At 73.7% G+C, this 25,348-nt stretch carries 20 protein-coding genes and 1 pseudogene; 17 read left to right on the top strand and 4 right to left on the bottom strand.

Annotated features, from left to right (window positions below):
• Positions 1–15: 15 nt before the first annotated feature.
• Positions 16–1,593 carry an alpha/beta fold hydrolase gene (locus AB0953_RS04460; RefSeq protein ID WP_366857887.1) on the bottom strand — a complete coding sequence of 526 codons (1,578 nt, stop codon included), beginning with the start codon at positions 1,591–1,593 and terminating at the stop codon, positions 16–18.
• A 982-nt stretch (positions 1,594–2,575) separates the two neighbouring features.
• Between AB0953_RS04460 and AB0953_RS04455 the strand changes: the two genes are divergently transcribed.
• From AB0953_RS04455 to AB0953_RS04425, 7 genes and pseudogenes are all read left to right on the top strand, one after another.
• Positions 2,576–4,654: a SpoIIE family protein phosphatase gene (locus tag AB0953_RS04455; RefSeq protein WP_366857886.1), complete on the top strand. Its 2,079-nt coding sequence runs from the start codon at positions 2,576–2,578 to the stop codon at positions 4,652–4,654.
• Between the two features lie 209 nt (positions 4,655–4,863).
• Positions 4,864–5,601: a DUF4142 domain-containing protein gene (locus AB0953_RS04450; protein ID WP_366857885.1), complete on the top strand. Its 738-nt coding sequence runs from the start codon at positions 4,864–4,866 to the stop codon at positions 5,599–5,601.
• A 9-nt stretch (positions 5,602–5,610) separates the two neighbouring features.
• Positions 5,611–7,029 carry a DUF1996 domain-containing protein gene (locus tag AB0953_RS04445; protein ID WP_366857884.1) on the top strand — a complete coding sequence of 473 codons (1,419 nt, stop codon included), beginning with the start codon at positions 5,611–5,613 and terminating at the stop codon, positions 7,027–7,029.
• 131 nt (positions 7,030–7,160) lie between these two features.
• Positions 7,161–8,024 carry a sigma-70 family RNA polymerase sigma factor gene (locus AB0953_RS04440; protein ID WP_366857883.1) on the top strand — a complete coding sequence of 288 codons (864 nt, stop codon included), beginning with the start codon at positions 7,161–7,163 and terminating at the stop codon, positions 8,022–8,024.
• Between the two features lie 29 nt (positions 8,025–8,053).
• Positions 8,054–8,215 (top strand): annotated as a pseudogene (locus AB0953_RS04435) (IS5/IS1182 family transposase); the annotation flags it as partial.
• Positions 8,216–8,360: 145 nt separating this feature from the next.
• Entirely contained in the window at positions 8,361–9,041 is a 681-nt protein-coding gene (locus AB0953_RS04430) for an ABC transporter substrate-binding protein (RefSeq protein ID WP_366857881.1), read from the top strand.
• A gap of 35 nt (positions 9,042–9,076) precedes the next feature.
• Positions 9,077–9,847 carry a transposase gene (locus tag AB0953_RS04425; RefSeq protein WP_366857880.1) on the top strand — a complete coding sequence of 257 codons (771 nt, stop codon included), beginning with the start codon at positions 9,077–9,079 and terminating at the stop codon, positions 9,845–9,847.
• Between the two features lie 212 nt (positions 9,848–10,059).
• Here the strand turns inward: AB0953_RS04425 and AB0953_RS04420 are convergent, their stop codons facing one another.
• Positions 10,060–11,430 carry a helix-turn-helix domain-containing protein gene (locus tag AB0953_RS04420; protein WP_366857879.1) on the bottom strand — a complete coding sequence of 457 codons (1,371 nt, stop codon included), beginning with the start codon at positions 11,428–11,430 and terminating at the stop codon, positions 10,060–10,062.
• Between the two features lie 442 nt (positions 11,431–11,872).
• Between AB0953_RS04420 and AB0953_RS04415 the strand changes: the two genes are divergently transcribed.
• The 7 genes from AB0953_RS04415 to AB0953_RS04385 all read left to right on the top strand — a co-directional run bounded on the left by AB0953_RS04415 (position 11,873) and on the right by AB0953_RS04385 (position 19,185).
• Positions 11,873–13,006: a hypothetical protein gene (locus AB0953_RS04415; RefSeq protein WP_366857878.1), complete on the top strand. Its 1,134-nt coding sequence runs from the start codon at positions 11,873–11,875 to the stop codon at positions 13,004–13,006.
• A complete protein-coding gene (locus AB0953_RS04410) occupies positions 13,003–14,451 on the top strand; it encodes an NADH-ubiquinone oxidoreductase-F iron-sulfur binding region domain-containing protein (RefSeq protein WP_366857877.1) in 1,449 nt (482 codons plus the stop codon). Before AB0953_RS04415 ends, AB0953_RS04410 begins: the two co-directional genes overlap by 4 nt.
• A gap of 157 nt (positions 14,452–14,608) precedes the next feature.
• On the top strand, positions 14,609–15,685 hold the full coding sequence (locus AB0953_RS04405) for an SCO0930 family lipoprotein (protein ID WP_366858172.1): 1,077 nt from the start codon (positions 14,609–14,611) through the stop codon (positions 15,683–15,685).
• Positions 15,686–15,730: 45 nt separating this feature from the next.
• Positions 15,731–16,210 carry a hypothetical protein gene (locus AB0953_RS04400; protein WP_366857876.1) on the top strand — a complete coding sequence of 160 codons (480 nt, stop codon included), beginning with the start codon at positions 15,731–15,733 and terminating at the stop codon, positions 16,208–16,210.
• A 203-nt stretch (positions 16,211–16,413) separates the two neighbouring features.
• Positions 16,414–17,121 (top strand): TNT domain-containing protein, encoded by a 708-nt coding sequence (locus AB0953_RS04395; protein WP_366857875.1) that lies wholly within the window; start codon positions 16,414–16,416, stop codon positions 17,119–17,121.
• 12 nt (positions 17,122–17,133) lie between these two features.
• A complete protein-coding gene (locus AB0953_RS04390; RefSeq protein ID WP_366857874.1) occupies positions 17,134–17,526 on the top strand; it encodes a hypothetical protein in 393 nt (130 codons plus the stop codon).
• A 282-nt stretch (positions 17,527–17,808) separates the two neighbouring features.
• Entirely contained in the window at positions 17,809–19,185 is a 1,377-nt protein-coding gene (locus AB0953_RS04385; protein WP_366857873.1) for a GAF domain-containing SpoIIE family protein phosphatase, read from the top strand.
• On the opposite strand, the gene AB0953_RS04380 is transcribed toward AB0953_RS04385, so the two are convergent.
• Both AB0953_RS04380 and AB0953_RS04375 read right to left on the bottom strand, forming a co-directional pair.
• Complete coding sequence (locus AB0953_RS04380) at positions 19,151–20,242, bottom strand: extracellular solute-binding protein (RefSeq protein ID WP_366858171.1); 1,092 nt, start codon at positions 20,240–20,242, stop codon at positions 19,151–19,153. The two genes, AB0953_RS04385 and AB0953_RS04380, sit on opposite strands and share 35 nt — an antisense overlap.
• Positions 20,243–20,414: 172 nt before the next feature.
• Positions 20,415–23,075 carry a SpoIIE family protein phosphatase gene (locus AB0953_RS04375; protein WP_366857872.1) on the bottom strand — a complete coding sequence of 887 codons (2,661 nt, stop codon included), beginning with the start codon at positions 23,073–23,075 and terminating at the stop codon, positions 20,415–20,417.
• 794 nt (positions 23,076–23,869) lie between these two features.
• Between AB0953_RS04375 and panD the strand changes: the two genes are divergently transcribed.
• From panD to AB0953_RS04360, 3 genes are read left to right on the top strand one after another with little or no spacing between them, the layout of a single operon-like run.
• A complete protein-coding gene (gene panD / locus AB0953_RS04370) occupies positions 23,870–24,292 on the top strand; it encodes an aspartate 1-decarboxylase (RefSeq protein ID WP_366857871.1) in 423 nt (140 codons plus the stop codon).
• A gap of 17 nt (positions 24,293–24,309) precedes the next feature.
• Positions 24,310–24,663 (top strand): GNAT family N-acetyltransferase, encoded by a 354-nt coding sequence (locus tag AB0953_RS04365; RefSeq protein ID WP_366857870.1) that lies wholly within the window; start codon positions 24,310–24,312, stop codon positions 24,661–24,663.
• Positions 24,657–25,298 (top strand): aspartate/glutamate racemase family protein, encoded by a 642-nt coding sequence (locus AB0953_RS04360; RefSeq protein WP_366858170.1) that lies wholly within the window; start codon positions 24,657–24,659, stop codon positions 25,296–25,298. Before AB0953_RS04365 ends, AB0953_RS04360 begins: the two co-directional genes overlap by 7 nt.
• Positions 25,299–25,348 lie beyond the last annotated feature (50 nt).

Here is a 25,348-nt window from a genome sequence, read left to right as displayed (position 1 = left end):
CCGGTCCGACATCCCTCAGAACCGGTCGGGACGCCCGCCCGGGAAGCGCTGAGGCGAGGACGGCACCAGCTCCGCGCGGCGTTCGCCGCCGCCCGGGGCCGTCCGGCAGGTCACGTCCGCGGCGGGCAGCCGGCCCGAGGCCAGGTAGTCGTTGACCGGGGCGTTGGCGCAGGACGCGCCGTCGAAGAGGTACACGCCGTGGCCCTCCCCGCCCATCGCCAGCACCATCCGCGAGCCCTTGAGCGCGCCGTGCAGGCCCTGGCCGCTCGCCAGCGGGGTCTGGGAGTCCCACTCGTTCTGCACGGTGAGCAGGTTCGCCCGCGTCTTCATCTGCGTCACGGGCTCGACGGGCCGCTGCCAGTAGGCGCACGGCTTGATGTTGGACGCGAAGTCCCCGTACAGCGGGTACCGGACCTTGTCCCGGGCCGCCTCACGGGCGTACTGCTCGGGGTAGCGCGGCCATTCCACGTCACCGCAGAGCACGGACAGGAACACGGCCGTCCCGTTGTCCGTCGCCGGCTCGGCCGCGGGCTTCAGCAGCCTGCGCTGCTCGGCCGACAGCGGCGCGCCCGGCCTGCCGTCGGCCGCGTCCTTCAGCGCCTTGACGACCGGGGCCGCCTGCGCCGGGTAGAAGAACAGCGCCCGCGCGGTGCGGATCATGTCGCCCGTGAGCTTCTGCCCCTCGAACTCGATCGGCTCCCGGTCCGCGCGCGCCACCAGGTCCCAGAACGTCTTCGACACCGCGGCCGGGGTGTCGCCCAGTCCGAACTCGCCGCTGCGCTCGGCCGTCCACTGCGTCCACCGCGCGAAGGCCGGCTCCGCCTCGGTCGCCCACACCTGCAGCATGCCGCGCCACGCGCGCTGCGGGTCGACACCGCTGTCGAGGACGAAGCGGTCGGTGCGGGAGGGGAACATCTGGGAGTACACGGCCCCCAGGTACGTCCCGTACGAGTAGCCGACGTAGGAGATCTTCTTCTCGCCCAGCGCGGCGCGGATCGCGTCCATGTCGCGCGCCGTGTTGCGGGTGGTGATGAACGGCAGCACCTGGCCGGACTTCTCGCGGCACTTCTCCGCCACCGTGCGCGCCCACTCCACGTCGGCCGCGAACGTCTCCTCCTTGTACGGGCGGTCGATGTTCTGCTCGGCGTCGGTCAGGCCGCAGGTGACGGGGCTGCTGGATCCGACGCCGCGCGGGTCGAAGCCGATCAGGTCGTACTGCTCGCGCACGTCCTTGGGCATCGACGCGTCGAACATCAACGGCAGATCGAGCCCCGAGCCGCCCGGGCCGCCCGGGTTGAACAGCATCGCACCGTGCCGCTTGGCCGGGTTCCCGCTCCTGATCCGGGATATGGCGAGGTCGATGGCGCGCCCCTGGGGACGCCGGTAGTCGAGCGGGACCTTCAGGGTCGCGCACTCGTACGCGGCCGGCTGCTCCGGGCTGCAGCGGTGCCACTGCGGCTTCTGCGGGGCGTACTCGGCGGTCTGCGACGCGGCGGACTCCTGCGCGGCGGACGCCGGTGGGGCGGACAGTACGGGGAGGGCGGTGGCGAGGAGGCCGGCGGCGAGCACCGGCGTGAGGCGGGTGAGGTTCACGAAGAGCCGTGTCCTTTCCGTGAAGTGGGTTGCCCCACCACCTTGTTGGAGGCACGGCCCCGGGCGAATCATCCCGGAGGTCGGCCCGCATGCTCCTCGCGAACGAGCTCATATCCGGACAACTGGCCGACACGCCACGGACGGCGGCGCCGCTCGGCCGACGCGCTCGATCGCGACGATCGCCGCGTCGTCGCCGGGGCTGCCGCCGGGGGAGTGGGCGAGCAGGTCCCGGCACAGACGGCGCAGCAGTGCCGCCGGGCCGTCGCCCTGCCAGTCGGCGGGGCGCTCCTTGCAGCGGGAAGAAGACGCCGGCCGCGTCGCGGGCCTCGGTCACGCCGTCCGCCGGGTGGCGGCGTACAGGTCGCCGCCGATCTGCGCCTCGCCCCCGGCGGCCAGGTACACCGCGGCCAGCCGCGGCGGGCCCCATCCGGCCGAGCAGGGGCCGCAGGACCCCCTGCCGGGCGGCCCCGGCGACCGCCCGCAGCCGGGTCAGCTGCCTCTCGTGCACCTCGCGCAGGTGTGCGAAGAAGATGACGAAGGTCGAGATCAGCACCAGGGCGGTGATCTGGAAGGTGTGGTCGAGATCGGTCGGGGTGGTGCGCGCAGCGGCGACCGACGCCTGCGCCAGCACGGCCACCACCCCGACGAACCCGGTCGTGCGCGGCCCCGCGAGGCCGCCACGGCAGGCGCCGCCACCGGGAACGGACCCGGGTGCACCTCGGGCGGCGCCGCCAGGTCCACCGCCGTGACGACCGCGATCAGGGAACCGCACCCCGGGTTCCCCCCATGCCGCGCCCGGCACCCGGCCGTACGTGCTCCGTCGTACGGCCGAATCGGCGGGCGGCCACAGTGCCGCTCCCCGCCGGTGGGGGGAGGATGGGATGCGCCCGGAGCGCGCGGACCGGGCCGCCCGGGCCGAACGGGCGGCAGCGGGCGGCCGACGCACCGCCCCTTCGGCGGCGGACGGGAAGGAGCGGTCGGCATGAGTACGGCGAACGGCGTCCCGGCCGGTGCGGATCCGGAGGCCGACGGCCCCTCCACCGGGCCTGGCCTGCTGGACGTCCTCGGCGTTGCCGCGGTGGTCCTCGACGCCGAAGGGCGGATCGCCCTGTGGAGCCCGCAGGCCGAGGAGCTCTTCGGCTACACGGCGCAGGAGGCGCTGGGGCGGTTCGCGGCCCAGCTGCTCGTCGACGAAGAGCACCTCGACCTCGTCCTCGCCCTCTTCCGGAAGGTGATGACCGGCGGCGGCCCGTGGGCCGGGGTCTTCCCCGTCCTGCACAAGGACGGCAGCACCCGGCTGGCGGAGTTCCGCAACATGAGGCTGGAGGACCGGGAGGGCCGGCTCTACGCCCTCGGCATCGCCTCCGACCAGGCCACCCTGCAGCGCCTGGAGCGCGACCTGGCGCTGTCGATGCGGCTGGTCGCCCAGTCCCCGATCGGCCTCGCCGTCCTGGACACCGACCTGCGCTACGTCCTGGTCAACCCGGCACTCGAACGCCTCAACGGCCTCCCGGCCGCCGAGCACGTGGGCCGGCGGCTCCACGAGGCGCTCCCGCACCTGGACGTCGCGGCCATCGAGGCGGCCATGCGCGAGGTCCTGATCAGCGGCGTGCCCCGGCTGAACCAGTTCACCACCGGCCGCACCCCCGCCGACCCCGACCAGGACCACGCGTGGTCCGCCTCCTTCTACCGGCTCGAGGACTGGTCCGGGCGGCCCATCGGCGTCGCCGCCTCCATCGTCGACGTCACGGAGCAGCACAAGACCTCACTCGCCGTGTCCCTCGCCCGCCAGCGGCTCGCCCTGATCGCCGACGCCTCCGTCCGCATCGGCACCACCCTGGACCTCGGCGTCACCGCGCGCGAGCTCGGCGACATCGCCGTACCGCAGCTCGCCGACCTGGCCACCGTGGACGTCCTCGACGCGGTCCTCGTCGGGGACCACCCGCCCGGCGCCACCGCCGGCGAGACCGTGCAGTTCCGGGCCCTGGCCATCAAGGCCGCCCAGCCCACCCCCGCGCTGCGCGCCGCCGACCCGGTCGGCTCGCTCGCCCGCTACGACGCCACCCGCCTGGTCACCCAGTGCGTCCGCACCGGGCGCCCCATACTGCTGGCCCACGTGGGGCCGCGGGACCTGTCCCGCATCGCGCGCGACGCGGAGGCCGCCGCCCTCCTCGCCGAGGCCGGCCTGCACTCGTACCTGGCGGTGCCGCTCATCGCCCGCGGGGAGGTGATCGGAGCCCTGGGCCTGCAACGCACCACCAACCCGCTGCCGTTCGACCAGGACGACGTCCTGCTCGCGGGCGAGCTCGCCGCCCGCGCCGCCGTCTGCATCGACAACGCCCGCTGGTACCAGAAGCAGCGCCACGCGGCCCTCACCCTTCAGCGCCACCTGCTGCCCCACCACCCGACGCCGACGCCCGGCCTGGAGATCGCCTACCGCTACCAGCCCGCCACGACCGCCGGAGAGGTCGGCGGTGACTGGTTCGACGTCATCCCGCTGCCCGACGACAAGACCGCCCTCGTCGTCGGCGACGTCATGGGCAGCGGCATCAACGCGGCCGCCACCATGGGCCAACTGCGCACCGCCGCCCGGACCCTGGCCGAACTCGACCTCGACCCGGCCGCGGTGCTCACCCGCCTCGACCACACCACCACCGGGCTCGGCCACACCATGGCCACCTGCGTCATCGCCGTGTACGACCCGCACCGGGGCCGCTGCCGCATCGCCACCGCAGGCCACCTGCCGCCCGTACGGACCGGCCCCGGCCGGCCCCCGGAACTGCTGGACCTGCCGACCGGGGCGCCGCTGGGCGTCGGGGGCGTGCCGTTCGAGGCCACCGCCCTCGACCTGGCGGTGGGGGACGAGCTGGTCCTGTACACGGACGGCCTGGTCGAGACCCGGGACCAGGACATCGACACCCGCCTGCAGGCCCTCACCGCGCTGCTGGACGATCCGCGGCGCGCCCTGGAGGAGACCTGCGACGTGCTGCTGGGCCGGCTGCGCCAGCCCGACGACCGCGACGACGTCGCGCTGCTCATCGCCCGCACCAGGCCGCTGTAGCGGGCCGGGGCCGGGCGGGGCGGGCCGGGGCACGGTACCAGTCTTTCGAGTGGTTGCCCGGATGTTTGTCCATTCGTGATGGTCCTTCCAAACCGGCACCACAACTGGCACTAGCGTCCCGTGCCACCCGGGGAGCGCGGGTGCACACGGCACAACCGCCGTATCCCTTGCCCCTGCAGCCCCTCCCGGCCCCGAAGCAAGGAGGCACAGTGCTGTCATTCCGTCGGTCGGCCCTCGGCGGCATGTCGGTGGCTTCGCGCCACGTGTTGGCCACGGCCGCCGTCATCGGCGCCCTCGCCTTCACGCTGATCGCGTTGCTGATCCCCGTGCAGAAGTTCGGCGGCAGAACCGCCGCCGCGGCCACCGCCCCGGCGGCCGACGACGACGGACTCGGCACCGTCAGCACCGCCTTCGGGCCGCTGACCCCCCAGGACCGGGACTTCGTCCGCAAGGTGCGCCTCGCCGGACTGTGGGAGCTGCCCGCGGGCCGCCAGGCCCAGCAGCGCGGGAAGCGTCCCGCGATCCGCACCGCCGGCGAGCACCTCGTCGAAGGCCACACCGAACTGGACCGGCGCGTCCTCGAAGTGGGCCAGGCCCTCGGAATGGACCTGCCCAACCAGCCCAGCCCGCAGCAGCAGGCCTGGCTCGCCCAGCTCGACACCGCTCAAGGCCCCCAGTACGAGCAGCTGTTCGTCCAGCTGCTGCGCCGGGCGCACGGCAAGGTCTTCACGCTCGTGGCACAGATCCGCGCCCAGACCCGCAACTCCATGGTCCGGGCGCTGGCCACGGACGCCAACACCACCGTCCTGGACCACATCTCGGTCCTCGAGGCCAGCGGGCTGGTCGACTTCGACGGACTCGCCGACACCGCGCCCGCGGCGCCCGGATCGCCCGGCGCGCCGGTCCCCGTCCCCGCCTCCTCCACCCTTCCCCGACCGACGAAGTGAAGTGATCGCATGAGTCAAAAGGGCCACAAACGCCGTCTGCGGACGTCGCACAAGGTCCTCGCCACGGTGTCCGCCCTGGTCCTGGGCGGCGGCGGGGTCGTGTTCGTCGCCCAGGGCGCCTTCGCCGGGCAGGACTCCCGTACGGCGCCGGTGACCGCCACCATCGACTGCCCCGACGTGGGCGACAAGCTCCGCGACGTCCCCGACCAGGCCAAGGGCGAGGTCGACAAGAACCTCGCCCAGCTCGACACCCAGGTCGCCGACGCCTACCAGAAGCTCTCCACGGGCCGGGCCAGGGGCGACGCCCTCCTCAGCGGCCTGAAGGACCAGCGCGGCAAGACCATATCCGCGATCGGCGACGCCCTCGGCAAGGCCGGCTCCCGCCCCGCCGGGCTGGACGGGATGAGCTCCTGCAAGCTGAAGCAGGCCGCGGCCGCCGACCCGGCCGACGACCCCGCCGCCGCGGCCGGCGCCCGGGGCGCGGCCGAGCAGGGCGGCGCGGCCGCCGCCGCACCGCAGCAGGCGGGCGGCGCCCCGCAGGCCAAGGGCGGCCCGGCGCGCAGCGACTTCGTCGCCATCGGGACGGTGAAGCCGAACGTCCGCACCCCGGCGGCGCGCGGCAACGCCTCCACGGGCTCCTTCGCGGTGAACTGCGGCCGCAACGAGAACGGCCACTTCAACCCGGACAACGTCATCGTCGCGCCCGGCGTGAGCAACGGCGCGCACCACATGCACGACTACGTGGGCAACAAGACCACCGACGCCTTCTCCACCAACAACAGCCTCGCCGCCTCCGGCACCACCTGCACCAACGGCGACCAGTCGACCTACTACTGGCCGGTGCTGCGGCTGCGCGACGGCCGCGCCGAACGCGACGCCAAGGCGCCCGGCGGCGGACAGGACGCCAACGTCGGCACGATCCTGAAGCCGAAGCAGGTGACCATCGAGTTCAAGGGCAACCCGACCTCCAAGGTCACGGCCATGCCCCGGTTCCTGCGGATCATCACGGGCGACGCGAAGTCCTTCACCAACGGGCCCGGCAACGCCAACGCCTCGTGGAGCTGCACCGGCTTCGAGAACCGCCAGCTGAAGGACAAGTACCCCGTCTGCCCCAAGGGCAGCGACGTGGTGCGCACGTTCACCTTCCAGAGCTGCTGGGACGGCCGCAACACCGACAGCGCCAACCACCGCACCCACGTGGACTTCGCCAAGAAGGACGGCTCCTGCAAGCCCGGCTTCAAGGCCATCCCGCAGCTGGTGCAGCGGATCGTCTACAGCGTGCCGCCGGGCTCCCGGTTCGCCGTGGACAGCTTCCCCGAACAGCTGCACAAGCCGGTCACCGACCACGGCGACTTCATCAACGTCATGTCGAACGGCCTCATGTCGAACGCGGTGCGCTGCATCAACGACGGGCGCGCCTGCCGCTGAGTCCCTCGGGGCGGCGCGCAGTCCCTCCACCTCCCCGGTGTCGCCCCGAGAGCGGTGCCGGCCCGAAGCCAGCCGGCTTCGGGCCGGCACCGCATCCGTGCGTACGTGCCCCCGACCACACCAGGAGTGCCATGTCCGGCCCTCACCCACCCGCCCAGGCCGCCCCGCTCCACGCGGCCGGGCCCCCGCCCCACGACCCGGCCGCCGGCTGTGCAGCCCGCTCCAGTCCGGAGCCCGGGTCCGACGCGGACCTCATCCGGCGCCTGCGGCAGGCCTACGCCTCCGGGACGGGCGACCCCGACGTCTGCGAACTCCTCTACCGGCGGCACCGTGCCGCCGCTTTCGCATGTGCGCGCAACTGCTGCCGCACCCCGCAGGACGCCGAGGACCTCGTCTCGGAGGCCTTCGTACGGACGGTGCAGGCCGTCCGCTCCGGCGCCGGCCCGCGGGAGCAGTGGCGCCCGTACCTGCTGGCAGTCGTCCGCCACACCGCCATCGAGTGGCGGGCCGGCGCCGGGCGCACCGTCCTGACGCCCGACGTCGAGCCGTGGTGCCGCCCCGGCCCCGGCGGGGAGGACCCGCAGCGCCGGCTGCTGGACAGCGAGGACCGCCGGCTCGTCGCCCGCTCCTTCCACGCCCTGCCCGAGCGGTGGAAGGCCGTGCTCTGGCACACCCTCGTCGAGGACGACTGCCCGCACCCCGTCCCGCTGCTGCTGGGGATCACCCCCAGCGCCGTGACCTCCCTGGCCTTCCGCGCCCGTGAAGGGCTGCGCGAGGCGTACCTGCGGGCCCACCTCTCCTCGGCGGCCGACGCCCGGTGCCGCCACTACGGCAGCGTGCTGGGCGCGGCCGTCCGCCGCCGCCCGACGCCGCGCACCCGGGGCCTGGCCCGCCACCTGGCGGCCTGCCGGCCCTGCTCCCGCGCGTACGCCGAACTCCTCGACCTCGACGCCGCACTGCGCGCGGGCGCCGGCGCCGCGCTCGTCGCCCCCTAAGGGCTGTCCCGTAAGTGGTGGTCAAAGCTGTGTCTGGTCTGATCACGGCGTCGGAGCCCTCCTGGATAGCCCCGTTCACCGGGCTGTGCTCGCGTCAGTTTGGCAAGCTGATCACCGTGCTCCGGCGCGAGGGTGCGGGCCCGGTGCGCAAGGGCCGGCCCTGGAGCCTGCCGCTGGAGGACCGCGTGCTCCACTTCGCCGACCAGCCGTAACCGGCCCCGGGCACAGGGTGTTTGGCACGGCAGCGTGTACATGAAAGCCGGTGCCTGCGGATACGCGTGTGTGGTGTCCGGGGCCAGGACCCGGGGTTAGCCCCGGCGAGGAGGAGATCTTGGGATGAAGCGTTCGATGACGATGGCGTTGGCCATCGCCGCTGCCGGCGTGATGCTGCCGCTGGGACTCGTGGCGGCCCCTGCGTCGGCCGAGCCCGCGAGCGCGGCTATGGGCGGCCATGTCCGGGCGGCGGTCGGCTCGGTCTCGGATCCCCTCCAGGGGACTGACGACATGCTCCGGCGGACCTTGGCAAGCGTGGCCGCGACGGAGAGGACCCCTGCCGAGCTCCGCGAGGTTGCGCGCCGGGAGATTCTTCCTGATGTGAATTCTCGGTACATGGGGGCCAGCATCCTGGGGCGCTACAACGGGGAGGCCACATCAGCGCAGCGCGAAGCCTACTTCGCGGCCTTCAGGGACTACCTGGCCGTGGAAATCGGCGAGAAGCTGGCCTCAGCCGCCCCTGACCAGACCTACATCATCGAGGGGAATGTCCGGCATTCAGCGATCCTCACCACCATCCAGGTTGAACTCCCAACCCCGAGCGACGAGTCGGTGTACTTGGAGGTCACTTGGCTCAAGGACAGGGGGACCGGCTTGTGGCAGATCGCCGACTACTCCGTCCAAGGTTTCAGCTTCGTCACCCTCAAGCGACAGGAGTGGGATGGCATCCTCCGTGAGGAGGGAGTGACCGGCCTGACGAGGTGGCTCGAAGCCAGGAGCAAGATCGCCCAGCGGGAGCGGTGACCGGAGGGCGAGATCACAGGTGAGATGATCTTGCTGTGTCTGGTGTGATCACGGCGTCGGAGCCCTCCTGGATAGCCCCGTTCACCGGGCTGAGCTCGCGTCAGTTTGGCAAGCTGATCACCGTGCTCCGGCGCGAGGGTGCGGACCCGGTGCGCAAGGGCCGGCCCTGGAGCCTGCCGCTGGAGGACCGCGTGCTCCTCGTAGCCGCGTACTGGCGCACGAACCTCACCCTGCGCCAACTCGCTCCCCTGTTCGGGGTCTCCAAGTCGGCCGCCGACCGCATCATCAACCACCTCAGGCCCTCGCTCGCGCTCCAGCAGCGCAAGCGGTTCCGCAAGGGCACCGTGCTGATCGTGGACGGCACCCTCGTCCCCACCCGCGACCACACCATCGCCGAGCAGTCCAAGAACTACCGGTACTCCACCAACCACCAGGTCGTCATCGACGCCGACACCCAGTTCATCGTCGCGGTGGGCCGACCGCTGCCCGGCAACCGCAACGACTGCAAAGCGTGGGAGCTGTCCGGCGCCAAGGACGCCATCGGCAACACCACGGTCATCGCAGACGGCGGCTACCGCGGCACCGGCCTGGTCATCCCGCACCGCCGCAGACGCGGCCAGACCGACGTCTCCGCGTGGCAGGAGGAACACAACACCTCTCACCGCAAAGTCCACGCCCGAGTGGAGCACGTCTTCGCCCGCATGAAGACGTGGAAGATTCTCCGCGACTGCCGCCTGAAAGGCGACGGCGTCCACCACGCCATGCTCGGCGTCGCCCGTATGCACAACCTTGTCCTCGCCGGGTGACACAGAAACCAGCAGGCCAGCAGGGGCGTCAGAGATCATTTACGGGACAGCCCTTAGGGGGGCGGCCCGGTTCCCGACATGCCGCTGCCGGTGGCGTGCCGCAGGTGAGCGGCCGCCACCGGCAGCGCTGTCGGTCCGGTGGGTCGGGTGGGTTCGGTGAGTGGGGTCGCTCGGGTCGGTCGGGTAGGCCGGTGGGTCGGGGGTCCGGTGGCCTACAGGCCGTTGACGCGGGCCATGCGGCCCACGCCCAGGGGGCGGAAGTCGGTCGCGGTGACCCTGGCCTTGCGGCCGACCCGGGAGTACTGGCGCCTGACCTGGGCCATGAGGCGGCGGCTGCGCAGGGCCATCTCGAGCTCGAAGCGCGTACGGGGGTCGCGCAGGCCCGGCCCGAAGAGCTTCTCCAGCTGCCGCATGCGGTAGCGCACCGTCTGCGGGTGCACGCTGAGCGCCTTGGCGGCCTCGGGCGCGCCGCCGCCCTCCAGCCAGGCCAGCAGGGTCACCTCGAGCCGCTCGCTCTGGCGCGGGGTCAGGTTGGCCAGGGGCCGCAGCCAGCGGGCGGCCAGGGCGTGCGCGAGCGGCTCGTCCTGGAGGAGGAGCAGGGTCGAGAGGTGGTCGTCGACGAAGAGGGGGCGTCCGTCGAGGCCCGGGCGGTTCGGGGTCAGCGCCAGCAGCCGCAGGGCCCAGCGCAGGGAGTGGGAGGTGTCGCCGGGGGCGACGGGGTGGCCCACGGCGGCGAACCGGCCGCGCAGCAGGGCCTCCAGGGAGGTGCGCGTGTCCGGGGTGTCGGGACTCGGGACCAGCAGGCAGGGCTGCCCGCCGACCATGCCGGCGAGTCCGTCGTCCAGGGCGGCCGCGAGCTGCTGGGTCTCGCCGGGGGTCGCGAGCGCGACGGCGCGTATCTCGGCGGGCAGGGGCCAGCCGGCCGCCCGCGCCAGCTCCGAGAGCGCAATTTCAGCCATGGGCATGTCACATGTAAGAGCGGAGAAGAGCTCCCGCCGGGCCCGTTCGGACGGACTGCCCGGCCCCTCGGAGGGCACCACCGTCAGGGGCGGCGCGGCCCTCCTGCGGTCCGAGGCCTGGCGCGGTACGGGGATGGGGATCCGGCCGGAGCGCGCCACCATCGCGCTCAACTCCTGTGCCGCGAGAACGTCGGCGTCCGTATCCGCGTCTCCTCCCGCTCCGTCCGCGTGCCCGTGGTCGTGCTCCTCGTCGCGCTCGTCGTCGCGCCCGTACCCGTCCGCGTCGGCGTGCGCCTCGAGGCCGATCCCGAGGCCGGGGTCGCAGCCCCGCTGCGGGCCGTCGTCCTCGGCGTCGTCGTCCCGCCTGCCGGCCTGCCGGTCCTGCAGGCGGGGCGCCGGCTCGCGGTACCCGAGTGCCGTCAGCAGGGCTGCCTCGACGTGCTGTCTGACCACCTCGTCGTCGAGCTCATCGACCAGGGCGGCGAAGCCGGGGAGCCCGTCCCTCAGCTCCTCCACCATCCCGGCGGCCAGCGCGGGCAGTTCCCTGCGCAGGACCCGGGTCCATTCGCCGCGGGGGCGGGCCCAGATACGGTTCAGCAGTTCGCACATTGTTACCTCGTTCATGCCGGGGTACGGCCTGCCCCGTGAGGGGAACAGGCCTGTCGAGCCGCCCCCCTTCCCCTCCGCGCCGGTGCGGACGGGCGAGTTGGGCACCTCGTACACCCTCCGGGAGAGTGCCGAGCACTTGCGGTCCCGCGGCTTTGCCTCGATTTTGCCGACGGGGAGGTGTGGCGGCGGACAAGGCGTCACCTCCTGGCGCCACCGCACCGTTGGAAGGGAATCTTCCGGGGACGTTCGGTGTGACGATGCCATGCACACAAGAACTTGTCACGATTCGATAAATCCTGTGGAGGCGTTGCGAAGCTCCACGATGCTTCTGCACTCCGGCCCCCGCTCCCGGTCGGCGAGGCACCCATCTCCCGCCGCCGCGGAGCAGTTCCGTCGACACCCCGGGCGCCGAGAGCGCGCTGGAGTGCCTCGGGCCCGGGCGGTATGGGAGAACCCGATGCCCCTGTCCCAGACCCGTGCTTCCCGCTCTCACCGGGCCCGCCGCACCAGACGCCACGCCGGCGTGGCCGCGGCCGCGGCTGCCGGCCGGCGGGCCGTGCGCAGGCCGCCGCTGCTGTCTCCCGCCGGAGGCCTGCACCCGGCGGCCCTGGTCGGCGCCGCCCTCGCCGCCCTCCTCTCCCTCGGGGTCGCGGCCCGGGTGGGCGCCCTGACCCACCTGTGGGACTTCCTCGACTTCGGCGCGGGCGTCCTCTCGCTCGTCTCCCTCACCTCCGCCGTCCTGTGGGGTCTCGCGGCCACCGACCGGGTGCTGCTCACCTCCGGCCACCGGCTCGTCGCCCAGGGCGTGCACCGGGGACTCGCGGTCGCCGGGCTCGGCTTCCTCGCGCTGCACATATGGATCAAGATCGCGGAGTCGCACACCGACGTCCTCTCCGTCCTCATCCCCTTCACCGACCGGAACCAGCCCGTGCTGATCGGACTCGGCAGCCTGGCGGGCTACTTCTTCGTGTCCGTTGCGGTCTCGGGCGCCGTCCGCAGCGCCTTCGCCACCAAGGGCCGGTCCCTGTGGTGGCGCGCCCTGCACGTGGGCGCGTACCCGGCCTGGGGCGCGTCCCTGGTCCACGGCCTCAAGTCCGGCCGCTCCGCGAGCGGTTGGGTGACCGTGGCGTACGCACTGTGCCTGGCCGGGGTCGCGGCCGTCCTCGTGGTACGCCTGCGGGCCAGGCTGCGCGCCGAGGCCGCCCTCCCCGCCGCGCAGCAGCCGTCCGCGCCCCGGGGGGCCGGGCAGGCCGCCCGGCCCCGTCCGGGGGGCCGGTTCGTCCGGCGGCCCGCGGAGTGGGCCGCCGAGCGGCTGACCGCCCGGCTGGCCCGGCAGAGCGCGGCCGCCACCGCGGCCGGCGCCACCGCAGGACGGCAGGCCGGCCCGCTCCCCGACCCGGTCGGGGCGTCCGCCGCCGGCCGGGCGGGCGCGGCGGGCACGCGTGCCGCGGCCCCGCCGAGGCCGGCGCTGACGCCCGTGCCCGAGCGCCCGCCGTACGGCGCCGGCGCGGCCTTCATCACCAGCAGGCTCGACATGTCCGCCGAACGGCCCGGCAGCCGCCCGCTGGGCGGGGCGCGGGGGCGGCAGTGACCGGTGTGACCAGCCCGGCCCTCGGCTGCGTGGGCCAACCCCGGGTGCTGGCCGGCCTCGACGCCCTCCCGCGCCTGGACCGGGTCGACCATCTGACCGTGCACGGGGAGGTGCCCCCGTACCGGCCGGACGACCTGGTCGCCCTCGCCGAGGCCATCGACCTGCGCGGCCGCGGCGGAGCGGGCTTCCCCTTCGCCCGCAAGCTCAAGGCCGTCATGCGGTCCGCCCGCGCACGCGACGGGCGGACCGCCGTCGTGGTCAACGGCAGTGAGGGCGAGCCCAGTTGCCTCAAGGACACCGCCGTCCTGCTGCACGCCCCGCACCTCGTCCTCGACGGGGCCCTGCTGGCCGCCTCCGCGGTCGGCGCCGAGGAGGTCGTCCTCGGCGTGACCCGGGACGACGTGGAGCAGTCCGTACGCGCCGCCATCGCCGAGCGGGGCGAGGCCGCCGCCCGGGTCCGCGTCGCCCTGCTCCCCGAGCGGTTCGTCACCGGCGAGGGCACCTCCCTCATCAACGGCATCGAGGGCGGCCCCGCCCTGCCCAACGGCCAGAAGGTGCGCACCAGCGACCGCGGGCTCGGCGGCGTGCCGACCCTGCTGTCCAACACCGAGACCTACGCCCAGCTCGCCATCGCGGCCCGCATGGGAGCGGCCGGCTACTGCACGGCCGGCCTCGCGACCGAGCCGGGCACCGTCCTGCTCACGGTCGGCGGGTCGACGGTGCTGGAGGTGCCGACCGGGACCTCGCTGGCGTACGTCCTGGAGCTGTGCGGATCCGGTCCCGGCCAGGGCGTCCTGGTCGGCGGCTACCACGGCCGCTGGCTCACCGCGGCCGCGGCGCGCACGGTGACCCTGTCCCGGCAGTCCCTGGCCACCGTCAACGCCGTCCTCGGGGCCGGGGCGGTCCTGCCCCTGCCGGAGGACACCTGCCCGGCCGGCGAAGTGGCCCGGGTGGCCCGCTGGATGGCCGACGAGTCCGCCGGCCAGTGCGGTCCCTGCGTCAGGGGGCTGCCCTCGCTCGCCTCCGCCGTGGAGGACCTGGTCGGCGGCGGAGGGCGGGCCGCCTGGGAGGCCGTCGACGCGCGCATGCGGGCGGTGCGCGGCCGCGGTGCGTGCAGCCATCCCGACGGCACCTCCTCGTTCGTCGCCTCCGCGCTCGCCGTGTTCCCCGACGAGCTGCGCGACCACGCCCTCGGCAGCGGCTGCGGCCGCCGCGTCCTCGGGGCGCTGCCGCTGCCCGAGGACGAGAACCCCGAACGGCTCGTCGTGGACTGGACGCTGTGCAAGGGCCACGGGCTGTGCGTGGACCTGCTTCCCGACGTCGTCCGGCTCGATGCCGACGGGTACCCGGCCCAGGCCGTCATGCCCGTACCCGGGCGGCTGCGCCCCAAGGCCCTGCGCGCGGTGCGCCGCTGTCCTGCGCTCGCACTGCGCATTCAGGAATGACCCCGCGGTAATCGGCGTCGGGCAGGCGCGAGTTCGCGGGTTAGCGTCATTTGATAAATCCCCGGCCGTTCCATTGATCGGCCTCCCGCAGGGTTTATGAATAAACCGGCAAGCGAAAACCCCCGGGATGGGACCCGAAGGAGTGACCGTGAAGAAGATGCGCCGCGTGACAACCGCCGGATCGGTGGCCGCCGTTCTGCTGCTGGCGGCCGGCTGCAGCGGCGGCGACGACAACGCCGCCCGCACCGGGAACGCCGTACAGCCGGCGGGCGCCGGAAAGTCTCTCTCGGACGCATACGGGTCGGGCTCGGGGTACGGGGCCGGCGGCTACGGGGGCACCCCCGGAGACCTCAGCGGCACCGGCGCCGGCTCGGGCGCGGACCCCTCGGCGGGCACCGGCAAGGCGGGGCCGGCGGGCCGGCTGGCCGTACGGGAGATAGCGGGCGTGGGCAGCGTGGTCACCGACAGCGGCGGCGCCACCCTCTACCGCTTCGACAAGGACACCGCACAGCCGCCCAAGTCCGCCTGCGAAGGCGACTGCGCCACGGCCTGGCCGCCGGTACCGGCCGACGACGCGTCGGCCTCCGCCGGCATCGAGGCGGGCCTCCTCGGCGCGGTCACCCGCTCCGACGGCAGCAAGCAGCTGACGCTGGGCGGCTGGCCGGTGTACCGGTACGCCAAGGACACCGCGCCGGGCGAGGCGAAGGGCGAGGGCGTGGGCGGCACCTGGCACGCCCTCGCCCCGGACGGGAAGAAGGCGGTCGACGGGAAACAGAAGGGAGGCGGCAGCGGCGGAATGGGCGCGGGAATGGGCGCGGGAATGGGTGCGGGAACGGGCATGGGCATGGGCGACCAGGAGATGAACACGGGCGCCGAACTGTCGGTGGCGTCCGACGGGAAACTCGGGAAAATCCTCGTCGACGGCCGGTGGCGCACCCTCTACCGATTCGACAAGGACAGTGCGTGGCCGATGAAATTCGGCTGCCTCGGCTCCTGCCTGGACACCTGGAAGCCCGCGGCCGCGATCGACAAGACGAAGGCCACCGGAATCAGGCCGGAGTTGGTCGGCTCGGTCAAGCGGCCCGACGGCAGCGAGCAGCTGACGATCGACTGCTGGCCCGTGTACACCTTCACCGGCGACACCGAGCCCGGCCAGACCAACGGCCACAACAAGCAGGGCCTGTGGTTCGCGGTGACGGCCGCGGGCAAGAAGGTCCCCCCGACGGCCGGCTGAGCCCGGCGCCCACCCCCTTGCCCCTTCCACCCCTGCGAGGCAGCCGTGCCCGAGCCCATGCCCACGCCGACCACCCTCCGCCGCCTGGCCGCGGGCGCCGTACTGCCCGTGCTGCCCGTGCTGGTCCTGGTCGGCGGATGCGCCGGCGACGGCACGGCCGCCCCGCACGGCCCCGCCCCGGCCGCGTCCCCGGCCGGGGCGGCCCGTCCCGCCCCGCTGGAGGACATCGCGGCCGCCCTCGGCTGCACCCCCGAGGTCACCGTCGACGCGGACGAGGTACGGGAGGGGGCGTGCGGGACCGGCCCGCAGGCGTACCGCATGGCCACCTTCACCACCGAGGCGGGCCGCACGGCCTGGCTGAGCGAGGCCCGGATGTACGGCGGCACCTACCTCGTCGGCCCCACCTGGGTGATCACGGCACCGACGCCCGAAGCCCTGGCCCCCGCCCGCACCCGCCTCGGCGGCACCCTCGAATCCGGTGACGCACACGGCTCCTCCCCGCACGCCGGCCACGGCTCCCCCTGACGTCCCACCCGGGCCCGCCGCCCCGGCAGGCGTACGCGGCCGCGTCCTTGAACCGTGCGAACCGGCGGCTCCATTCGGCCCCAGGTGCGGCACGCCTCGCACGTCCTCACGCCCTCCTGGGCTTGAGTGAACTCCCGTTCCGGCTGTTCGCGGCTCTCTCCACGGGAGGTTCTGTGAGTTCGTCAAGACGGGGTGCCGGCCTCGTGATCGCAATCGGCCTGATCGGATCCCTGGCGGCGGGCCCCGCCGCCGCGGTGACCGCGTCGACCGCGTCGACCGCGCCGGCAGCGCCGGCGGGTGACGACGGCAAGCAAACGCCGAAGGCGTGCAAGGGCCTGAAGCCGTATCCCATCGCCCAGGCCCTGCAGCACGAGTACTTCTGCAAGGACTGGCGGCTGGGTCCCGCGCGGCTTGCGGAAAAGGGGGTCGTCGGCAGCATCCTCGAGGGTTACGACCGCCTCGGCGGTCTCACCGCGGTGGAGTTCCTGGACCGGTGGTGGGACCCCGCGGCCGACGCCGGCCAGGGCAACTGGAAGTACCCGCCCGACGACGGCTACGAGCACGACAACCAGGGAGTGGTCGCCGCACCGCTGGTCCTCCGAGCCGGCCTCACCGTGGACCGCTTCGGCAACGAGGCGGGCCGGTTCCTCGCCCCGGCAGGCACCAAGTACGGGTACCGGGCGCTGCCGCCGTCGAACCTCAACACCAGCGACCCCCGCTACCCGTACGACTACCACCTGTACCGGGTGGCCAAGGACGTCACCGTGTGCGCAGGGCCCCAGGCCCCGGCGTTCGAACAGCCCGGCGAGGGAATCCAGTACGTGACGTCCAGCCGGTTCTGCCCGGACATCCCCCGCACCACGGTGGGCGACCTGGTGGCCAACGGCACGCTCGTGCGGCTGAGCAAGTGAGAGACGTGCGCCGTGGACCGGTTCGAGCTGTATGAAGCCCTTCGCGCGGCCGGTGTCCCCGAGGCGTACTACGAGATCCCCGGCCACCCCGGCGGTCCGCACCCGGTGGACCGCTACTTCCTCGAAGAGCGCGAGGGCGCATGGGTCGTGGGCATCCACGAGCGGGACCGGCGGGAAGTGCTCGAACGGTTCGGGGACGAGCACGCGGCGTGCGCGTGGCTCCACGCCCGGCTCACCGACGAGGGGCCCCTGCCCGAGCCGGCCACGGCCGAAGAGCTGGAGGCGCTCCTGCACGACGGCGAGGCCGTCCGGCGGCGGGCACGCGAGGACCTCGAACGCGCCCTCGCCGAGGCCCGCCGCCGGTCCCCCGGGCACCCCGGCCCCGCCGACGGGCGTACCGCCTGACCCTGGGGCGTCCGCACCGTGCGGTGACGCAGCGGCCGGCCGGCCACCGGGCTGCCCGGCCCGCTCGGCCGGCCCGTCGCACGGACCGGACGCGACATGCCGCGCACGGAGCAATCGGCGGGGCCGGGCGGACGGCTGTGTGAGGCTGTGGTCCCTTCGATGGCTGTCCGTGTCAGGGGGCCGGGTGCACTGCTCGCCGAGAGGGTCCCGTGGAGGGATGCGCCGTGACCGCCACGCGGGTCCGGCGGCTTCGCCGCCGGCGCCGGCGGCCGGGCGGCCGTGATGGAGGAGCCGTCCGAGCACCGACGGCGCCGGCGCAGCCGCGGGCCCAGCCACCGCCTGGAAGCCGAGCTGGAGCGGATCGACGAGCAGCTGCGGCAAGCGGGCAGGGCCAAGGACCAGCTGCAGGGCCTGCTGGATGCGGTGTTGGCCATCACCCAGGAGTTGGAACTGCCCGAGGTGCTGCACCGCATCGTCACCGCGGCCATGGGCCTGGTGGGCGCCCGGTACGGAGCGCTGGGCGTGCTGCACGAGTCCGGTGAGTACCTGGACCAGTTCATCACCGCCGGGTTGTCCGAGTCCCAGCGAGCGGACCTGGCCGGGATCGACTTCCCGCACGGCCGCGGCGTGCTCGGGCACCTCATTCACCACCCCGAACCCATGCGGGTCGAAGACATCCCCTCCCACCCCGCCTCCGTGGGCTTCCCTCCCGGCCACCCGCACATGGGCACCCTCCTCGGGGCCGCCGTGCGGGTCCGCGGCACGATCTACGGCGATCTCTACCTGTCCGAGCGGCGCGACGGCCGGCCCTTCGACCGTGCCGACGAGGAGATCGTCGTCGCGCTGGCCGGCGTGGTCGGCATCGCGATCGAGAACGCCCGCCTGTTCGGGCAGGTGCGCGCCGGCGCCGAGCACTTCCAACGCCTCCTGCTGCCGACCCTCCCCGACCTGCACCCCTTCGCCTCGGCGGCCGTCTACCGGCCGGCCTCCGAGCCCGACCACATCGGCGGCGACTGGTACGACGCCCTGATGCTGCCCGACGGTGTCTGCGCCGCCGTCATCGGCGACGTCGTCGGCCACGACCTGCGGGCGGCAGCCGCCATGTCGCAGACGCGCAGCATGCTGCGCGCCCTGCTCTACGACCGCCGCACCCCGCCCAGCGGGATCCTCGCGCAGCTCGACCGCACCCTGGAGGCCACCACCGACAACCCCGTCACCACGGCCTGCCTGGCCCGCCTCCAATCCGAGGGAGCGGGCTGGACGATGCACTGGAGCACCGCAGGCCACCTTCCCCCGCTGCTGCTCACCGCCGACGGGCGCACGGAGTACCTGCGGGCGGAGCCCGGCGTGCCGCTCGGGGTGAGCACCGAACAGCACCGCCCGGACCACTTCTGCTCCGTCCCCGAGGGGGCCACCGTGGTGTTCTTCACCGACGGGCTCGTCGAGCACCGCGCCCGGCCGGTCGACGAGGGCCTGGACGTGCTCGCCGGCCTCGCCGCCGCCCACGCGGCGCTGCCGCTGGAGGACTTCGTCCGTACACTGGCCGATCACCATCCCAGCGACGGCCACGACGACATGGCGATCCTGGCCCTGCGCACCCCCGCCCCCGCCCCCACCCCCGCCCTCAGCCCGGGACGGCCTCGGCCCAGCCGCGGTTGACGGTCGCCCTGGCCTTCCTCTGCTGCTCCTGCGTCGGAAACGCCGGCGTGCCCTCGACCGTCGGCAGGTTCTCCGCGGCGGCCTTGTCGAGGGTGCCATCCTTCTCCATGGCGTCCATGAGCACCGGTCGCGCATAGGCGCCGAGCCGGATGTTCTGGCCCTCCGGGCTGAAGACGTACTCCTGCCACAGGCGTGCCGCGGCCGGGTGCGGGGCGTTCTTGTTCACGCCGTTGGCGTAGTACTGGGCGAAGCTGCCGTCGAAGGGGATGGCGGTCCGCCAGTCGACGTCCGCGCCCTTCCTGCGGAACTCGTCGGCGTACCCGAGGTTGAGGAAGTCCCAGTCGATGCTGATCGGGGTCTGTCCCTTCTCGATCGTGGAGGGGGTGGATTCGACCGGGACGAAGTTGCCGTTCTTGCTGAGCTCGGCGAAGAAGTCGATACCGGGCTGGATGTCGTCGAAGGAACCCCCGTTCGCCAGGGCCGCCGCATACACGCCGGCGAAGGCGGAACCGGACCTGGTCGGGTCGCCGTTGAGCGCGACCTTGCCCTTGTACTCGGGCTTGCGCAGATCGGCGAAGGTCGCGGGGCAGGTCGTGACGCGCTTGGCGTCGCAGCCGATCGAGACGTAGCCGCCGTAGTTGTTGTACCAGCGGGCCCGGGAGTCCTTCTGGTCCTCGGGAATGCTGTCGTACGCGGCGACCTCGTACGGAGCGAGCAGGCCCTGCTGGGCCGCGGACCGGGCGAACGAGTCCCCCACGTCGACCACGTCGGGGGCGCGCCCCGCTCCCCGGCGCTCCTTGAGGGCGTTGATCTCGTCCTGGCTGGTGCCCTCGGGGTTCTCCACCGTGACCTTGATCCCGTACTTCTTCTCGAAGCCGTCGATCAGCGCGCCGTAGTTGGCCCAGTCGCGCGGGAGCGCCATCGTGTGGAGAGCGCCCTCCTTCTTCGCCGCTGCGGTCAGTGCTGCCATGCCGCCGGCGTCCGAGGCCGAGGTGGCCACCGCGGGGGCTCTGGGCGCGGCGGAGGGCTCCTCACCGCAGGCGCCGAGGGCTGCCACCGCGAGAACCAGGCAGCCGGCGCCGGCGGCTGTCCGGAGACGGGGTGCGGGCACGAAGGCTCCATGGCGGGCGGTCGCGTACCGGTCGGAAACCAGCCTACGGTCACGGTTTCGGCGGCGCAGTTCCAGGCGACGGCGCCGGCCGCATGCCAGCGGCTGCCGCATCGGCGCGTCACCGGAGCGGCTCGTCGTCCCACGCTGCCAGGAGTGCCTCCTCCGGAACGGCCACAGCCTGTCCGGTCCCGTCCGGGAGGGCCTGCTCGGTCCAGATGATCTTGCCGCGGGCGGTGTAGCGGGTCCCCCAGCGCTGGGCGAACTGAGCCACGAGGAACAGACCGCGGCCGCCCTCGTCGGTGGCCTCGGCCCGGCGCAGGTGCGGGGAGGTGCTGGACCCGTCGGAGACCTCGCAGATCAGGCTGCGGTCGTGCAACAGCCTCACCCGGATGGGCTCGCTCCCGTAGCGGATGGCGTTGGTGATCAGCTCGCTGAGGACGAGTTCCGTGGTGAAGGAGAGGTCCTCCAGCCCCCAGTGCGCCAGTTGCCGGGTGCAGGCGTTGCGTACGCGTGACACCTCCGCGGGGTCGGCGGGCACGTCCCACTGGGCGATCCGCGCGGGGTCCAGCCGGCGGGTGCGGGCCACCAGGAGCGCGATGTCGTCGCTGGGCCGGTCGGGCAGCACCGCGTCGATCACCGCGGTGCACGTCTGCTCCGGGCTGCGGGCGGGCCCGGCCAGGGCGGCGCGCAGCGCTGCCAGCCCCGCGTCCGGATCGCGGTCGCGGCCCTCGATCAGCCCGTCGGTGAAGAGCGCCAGCACCGAGCCCTCCGGCAGGGCCAGCTCCGTGGTCTCCCTCGGCACACCGGCGCCCAGGCCCAGCGGCGGGGAGACCGGCACCTCGGGGAAGGACACGGTGCCGTCGGGCCGGACCAGGGCCGGGCCCGGATGGCCGGCGGTGGCGGCCGCCACCTGCCCGGAGACGGGGTCGTAGATGGCGTACAGGCAGGTGGCCCCGGTGATCCCCTGCCATTCGTACTCGTCGGTGTCGATGTGGGTGACCAGCTCGTCCAGGTGGCTCAGGAGCTCGTCGGGAGGCAGGTCGAGGGTGGAGAAGTTGTACACGGCGGTCCGCAGGCGACCCATGGTGGCGGCCGCGTGCAGACCGTGGCCGACGACGTCGCCGACCACCAGCGCCACGCGGGCGCCGGGCAGCGGGATGACGTCGAACCAGTCACCGCCCACACCGGCCTGGGCGGCCAGGTAGCGGTGCGCGACCTCGACGGCCGTCTGCTCCGGCACGCCCCGGGGCAGCAGACTGCGCTGCAGGGTGTCGGCCACGGTGTGCTCGCGCGTGTAGCGGCGGGCGTTGTCGACGGACACCGCCGCTCGAGCGGTCAGCTCCTCGGCGAAGGACACGTCCTCCTCGTCGAACGGCGGGGAGTCCTGGCCCCGCCAGTAGCCGGCCATCCCCAGGACGACGCCCCTGGCCCGCAGGGGCACCGCGATCATGGAGTGGATGCCGCGGTCCAGGATGCGCAGGGAGTTCGCCGGGTCCTGAGTCCGCCAGCCCTGGCTGGTGCGCAGGTCCGCCTCCAGAACCGCATGGCCGCCGGCCAGGCCCGCGCCCATGGGGCTGGTGGGAACGAACCGGATCAGCTTGCCGACGGGGTACAGCGGGTGGTCGCCCTGGAGGCCGACGGCGGCGGCGCGGCGCATCTCGGTGGTCTCCTCGGGCGGCTCCTCGCCGCGCAGCACCGGGTCCAGCAGGTCGACCGTGACCACGTCGGCGAACCGCGGGACCGCCACCTCGGCCAGTTCCTCCGCAGTGCGCTCCACGTCCAGGGTCGTTCCCACCCGCACCCCCGCGTCGTAGAGCAGCTTCAGCCGCTCGCGGGCCACCTCGGCCCTGCCGGACAGCGCCCGCAGCTCGGTGGTGTCCCGCAGCGTGACGACGGCCCCGGCCGGCCCGTACGGGGCGGTGGGCCGGATGTTCACCGCCAGCAGCCGGTCGGCCGCCATGTGCACCTCGTCGGTCACGGAGCGGCCCGACGCGATCGGCTCGGCGATCCCGTCCTCCAGACCCAGGTCCGCCAGGGGGCGCCCTTCGGCGTCCGGCGGCAGGTCCAGCAGCCGCCGGGCCTCGTCGTTGGCGAGCAGCAGCCGCCCGCCGTCGCCGACGATCAGCACGCCCTCCCGGACCGCGTGCAGCACGGCGTCGTGGTGCTCGTACATCCTCGTCATCTCGGCCGGTCCCAGCCCGTGCGTCCGGCGCAGGAGCAGGCGGCTCACCGCAGCGGTGGCGCCCGCGGACAGGGCGAGGACGACGGCTGCGCTGCCGAGGACGACCGGCAGCTGCCTGTTCACCATGCCCTGCACGTTCTGGACCGTGACCGGGGAGGAGACGATCGCGATGACGCGGCCGTCGGCGTCCCTGACGGGAACCACCGAGACCACGGACTGCCCCAGCGACCCCTTGAACGTCTCGGTGAACGACTTGCCGGCCACCGCCTTGGAGAACGGGCCGACGACGTGCTTTCCGATCTGCCGCGGGTCCGTGTGGGTGACGGTGACCCCGTCGAGCGTGTACACGTTGATGCCGTCGACCCCGGCGATCTTCCGGGCCGCCTCGGCGCTCGGCTGGAGCAGCGCGCTGGGATGCGGGCTGCGCAGGGCGGCGACGATCCCGGGGGACTCCGCGAAGGTGCCGGCCGCGGCGAGCGTACGGTGCCTGGCGTCCTGCATGGCGGCGCTGCGGCCCTGCACCACGAGGACCACGACCGCGGCGGCGACGAGGAGGACCACGACGGCCAGCTGGAGGAGGAACACCTCGCCGGCCACGCTGCGGACGCTCAGCAGCGAGGAAAGACGATGCTGCCGCGGCGCCCCTCCCGCGGGGGGCGGGGCGGTCTGCCCGCGCCCCCCGGGTGGGGCGGAAGAGCCCACGGCCGAACCGCGCAGCCGGCGCCGGAGGTGTCCCCGATAGTCGCCCATAACCCATTTTCTAACGCTCCCGGCCCGGACGGCAGCCGGACGCCCCCCGCCCCCGCCACACCACCCACCCCGCCCCCGGGAAGTCCCCGGCGCCGGCACCCATGCGCGACCGCCGGCGGGTGTGCTCCTGCGGGCGCCTCGGGGCCGATGCTGGCTGATTGCTGACCAAAGCCCCGTCACCACGCCGCTGACCTGCGGAAAGGTCCGGTCGGCTTTCACCGGGTCTTCGAGAACTGATGCAGACCGACCGCGGACTTTCCCGGTTCAGCGTCGGCCAACTCCGGAGGGCCGAACAGGACATCACGGCACGATCGCCGGGTCCGGCCCGTGGACCGCATCCCGGTCTGGGGGAGGACCACCGGCGGCCTGCTCGCGTGGCTCCGGTCACAGTGGCAGTGGTTCTGGACGGCTGCCGAAGGTCGTTGCGTAGGCTGGCGTCGTCGTCGCGGAGGGGGCGTGGGTGAAACCGCCCGGCCCCTCCTGAGTTGGCCGACGACGAACCGGGAAAGTCGGCAGTCGGTCTGCATCAGTTCTCCAAGACCTGGGGAAAGCCGACCGGACCTGCGACTGGCTGTAGGGTAGGGAAACCGCACTTGACCTGCAAAAACGCAGGCAGGGAGCATAGATCCAGGAGTACCTCGATGCTGCGCACCATGTTCAAGTCCAAGATCCACCGGGCTACCGTCACGCAGGCCGATCTGCACTACGTCGGGTCCGTGACCATCGATGCCGATCTCCTCGATGCCGCGGACCTGCTGCCCGGGGAGCTCGTCCACATCGTGGACGTCACCAACGGGGCGCGGCTGGAGACGTACGTCATCGAGGGCGAGCGCGGTTCCGGGGTCATCGGGATCAACGGAGCCGCCGCGCACCTCGTGCACCCGGGCGACCTGGTCATCCTCATCAGCTACGCGCAGGTGGAGGACGCCGAGGCCAGGGCCCTCGTGCCGCGCGTCGTGCACGTCGACGCGCAGAACCGCATCATCGAGCTGGGCGCGGACCCGTCCGCCCCGGTGCCGGGCACGGACCAGGAGCGCAGCCCCCACGCGGTGGCTGCCGGCTGAGGGGAGAGTCGGGGACCATGACGCAGAGCGGCACGATCGAGTTCGAGGACGAGCGGGAGGCCGGGAGGCTGCTCGCCGTCGAGGACGGCCAGGTGGTCGGCCTCATCGCGTATTTCGTGCTCGCCGAGGCGCCCGGGGCGCTGGTGGCCGTGCACACCATCGTCGAGCCGGGGCACGAGGGCCGGGGGATCGCCGGGGACCTGGTGCACGCGTTCTACGGGATCGCCGCGGCCGAAGGGGTGCCCGTGGTTCCGCTCTGCCCGTACGCGGCGAGCTGGGCCGCCCGGCATCCCGACGAGGCGCCGGAGGCTCCGGCCGAGGTCGCGGCCGCGGCCCGGGCGCAGCTCGACGCCAGCCCCGACCTCTGGTGACGAGCCTGACGCTGCTGCACACCTCGCCCGCCCACGTGCCGGTCTTCGACGCGCTGCGGGACCGGGAGCACCCCGGCGCCGTACTGCGCCACCTCGTCGCGCCGGAGCTGCTGGACCGGGCCCGGGAGGAAGGGCCGGAGGCTGTGGCTCCGGCCCTGCGGGCCCGGCTGCGCGAGTGCCGCGGGCCGGTCCTGGTGACCTGCTCGACGCTCGGGGCGGTCGCGGAGTCCCTGGCCGGTGACCTCGGCGTGCCCGTGCTGCGGGTCGACCGGCCGATGGCGGCGGCCGCGGTGAGGACGGGGCCGCGGATCGTGGTCCTGGCGGCCCTGGAGTCGACGCTGGCCCCGACGGTTGCGCTGCTCGCCGAGGAGGCCGGCGGCCGTCCGGTCGAGGTGGCCGCGCGGGTGGTCGCAGGTGCGTGGGAGCGCTTCGAGGGCGGGGACGGCCACGGCTACCTGGCGGCGGTGGCTGCGGCCGCCGATGCCGTGACCGAGGCGGAGGCGGACGTCATCGTGCTGGCCCAGGCCTCCATGGCCGGGGCCGCCGCCCTGACCACCCCGCCCGTCCCGGTCCTGGCCAGCCCGGCCCTGGGCCTGGCCGCGGCCCTTGGCGTCGCCGCCGCCGTGCTGCCGTAGGCCGCGGCCGGCCAGGCCCGGTGGGGCTCCGCGGAGCCGATACTCCGGCC

The sequence above is a fragment of the Streptomyces sp. NPDC046866 genome, assembly GCF_040704625.1.
Taxonomy (GTDB): domain Bacteria; phylum Actinomycetota; class Actinomycetes; order Streptomycetales; family Streptomycetaceae; genus Streptomyces.
This window is presented reverse-complemented; position numbering and strand designations above follow the sequence as displayed.